The sequence below is a fragment of the Pseudomonas sp. PI1 genome (assembly GCF_000812405.1).
GTDB classification, from domain to species: domain Bacteria; phylum Pseudomonadota; class Gammaproteobacteria; order Pseudomonadales; family Pseudomonadaceae; genus Pseudomonas; species Pseudomonas citronellolis.
On record NZ_JWMC01000086.1, the window covers coordinates 1 to 2382 of the forward strand.

Annotated in this window: 3 protein-coding genes and 1 pseudogene; 2 read left to right on the forward strand and 2 right to left on the reverse strand. The window is 66.6% G+C overall.

All coding sequences use genetic code 11. The features are described 5' to 3' along the window. The first annotated feature begins 82 nt into the window (after positions 1 to 82). On the forward strand, positions 83 to 508 hold the full coding sequence (locus RN02_RS26175; RefSeq protein ID WP_043270085.1) for a PA0061/PA0062 family lipoprotein: 426 nt from the start codon (positions 83 to 85) through the stop codon (positions 506 to 508). A 66-nt stretch (positions 509 to 574) separates the two neighbouring features. Next, positions 575 to 1009, forward strand: a complete 435-nt coding sequence (locus RN02_RS26180; protein ID WP_009614521.1) for a PA0061/PA0062 family lipoprotein — start codon at positions 575 to 577, stop codon at positions 1007 to 1009. Positions 1010 to 1121: 112 nt separating this feature from the next. Here RN02_RS26180 and RN02_RS26185 read toward each other — a convergent pair whose 3' ends face one another. Next, complete coding sequence (locus RN02_RS26185; RefSeq protein ID WP_043318018.1) at positions 1122 to 1778, reverse strand: DUF2931 family protein; 657 nt, start codon at positions 1776 to 1778, stop codon at positions 1122 to 1124. Continuing rightward, positions 1771 to 2382 (reverse strand): annotated as a pseudogene (locus RN02_RS26190) (PAAR domain-containing protein); the annotation flags it as partial. The pseudogene RN02_RS26190 and the gene RN02_RS26185, both read right to left, overlap by 8 nt.

Genomic DNA, 2382 nt, shown 5'->3' on the forward strand with positions numbered 1-2382 from the left:
AGGCGGGCGGGCATGCGCGGCACATTAGCACAGGCCCCGAACCGCCGCTGCCGACACAACAAGACCACCCTGGAGTGTACCCATGCGCCCGCTGCTGCTCGCCACCGGCCTGCTCGTCCTGAGCGGTTGCTCGCTGATCCTGCCGCAACCCGACCCCAACCGTGCCTGGATCGACCTCGACACCAACGGCCAGAGCGACCTCTCGGCCCTGCAGGTGGACGACCAGCCCTGGCACAGCACCCGCTACTTCGAGGTCGACCCCGGCCAGCACGAGCTGCGCGTGCGCTACCAGTTCCAGGTCGAACCGCAGAACATCGGCTCCGAGGCCGCGGTGTCCGAGGCGATGTGGCGCGACTGCCAGTTGACCCTCAAGTACAAGGACTTCGGCGCCGGCCAGCGTTACCGCCTGGAGACCGGCAGCATCGGCTTCTACCCCTGGGCGCGGCTGTACGACCAGCAGGCCAACGAAATCGCCCGCGGCCGCACCGGGCGCTGCGAGAAGGTCTGAGCGAACGCGCCGCGGCGTCGCCCAGGGCGTATGCTGGGAGGATCCCCCGCTTCGAGCGACACCGCCATGGGCAAACTCCCGCTGCTGTTCCTCCCGGCCCTGCTGAGCGCCTGCGCCGGCCCGCTGCCGGCCCACGACCCGCAGCTGGCCTGGGTCGACCTCTACACCCAGCCGGCCAACACCCTGCTCGCCGAGCGCCTGGACAAGCAGGTGCTGCGCGACGGCCGCTTCTTCCAGGTGCCGCCGGGCAAGCACGAGCTGGAAGTGCGCTACCAGTACGAGATTCCCGGGGGTGGCGGCGGCGGCCTGGCGATGAGCGACAACACCACGCAGATCACCTGCCGCGTATGGCTGACCTACGACAACTTCGCCCCCGGTCAGCGCTACCGCCTGGAAGTGCGCCCGCAACTGCGCAAGGCCCTGGCCCTGCTCACCGATGCCAACGGCCAGCTGGTGGCCAAGACCGATTTCCAGGGGCGGATGGACTGCGGGCTGTTCTGAGCGGGATAAAGGTTCGTCGGGTCATCCCGTCCGCGCGGAGCCCTGCACCACGGGCCCTGGGCCAGCCTCGCCGTCAGGCCCAAGGGAGCAGTCGCTTTCTCAGCACGCTGGCTCACCAGGATCCATAGGGGATGCCGTATTTTTCGATGTAGGCCTTGGACTCCGGCTCTAAAGGCAAGGCATAACGACCATCCGTCAAGCCACCAGAGGGCCCCTTCTTCACCACTTCCCCCTGTACCCGCGTGACCTCGATGGGATCCAGGCAAGGTCCCATGATCCAGACCTTGGCGATGCCGCCGGGCGCCAGGCCGATGGTCAGGCCTTCGCGATAGTCCGTTCGCCATTTTCCCGTGGCAGGGCAATAGGCCTTCTCCCCCCTGACCATGGCCCGCCGGGTGGCTTCGGGAATCACGATATAGGCCTCGTAGGTCTGCGGCTCCACCAGCGATTGCCAGCGCACGTAGACCAACCGCGGCAGAGCCGCGCCGCGGACATGCTTACCTTTCCCCCAACTGGGGCGTTCCGGCCAACCACGGGGATCGCCCTTGAGGTTCTTTGGCGTCTGGATCGCCGCCACCCCGCTCATGGCACGACGGAACACGCGGTCATGCACGTCCACCGCATCGGCGGTCTCGATCCATACCTCCATGTAGTTGGGCGCCAGAAAGCCCAGGCGCCAGGCGTCGTAGGGCAGGCCATTGGCGCCCGTGGCGCAGCCGCTCAACAGCCAGGCCAGGGCGACTACCAGCAGGGGTTTCAGCCTATTCATTGGGATACTCCGCGCGCTTGCCGCCCTTGGCGGGACGGTTGATGAACATCACTTCCAGTTCGCTCTCATGCTTGCCCTTGGCCGCATTCCAGTGGGCGGAGAGGTGGATGTAGCGGCGCTGCAACAGGGCAACTTCCTCCTCGCTCAAGCCAAGGAAGGATTCGCCCAGGGCATAGGCCTGCAGCTTGGTGGCGATAGGCTGCAACTCTGCGGGCAAGGTGAAAACGGGTGTATCCGGAATAGGCTTGAACGCCACCCCAGCCCGTACCGCCAGTTCCCGCATGATGCGCAGGTACACCCGCGACAGTTCCCCACGCACCTGGCGCTCGCTACGCACGGCGGCGTACACGCGTTTTTCCGGGTAATGGTCGTGCTTCTTGTTGAAGGGCAGCCGGACCTCCCAGGTCTCGATGCCGATGCGTTGCACATAGGGTTGCCAGGCCGGCAGGCGGCGCTCCAGCGTCTGACGCGTGCGCAGGTAGGCCTGGGTCCATTCGTTGGCGGTACCCAGGCTGACCTGGTTGCTTTCCGGCGGGCTGAGGAAGACCTTTTCCGTGGCCAGGGGCAGGTAGCCGCCACCGATGTCCGAGTGGGCGCCGGGCAG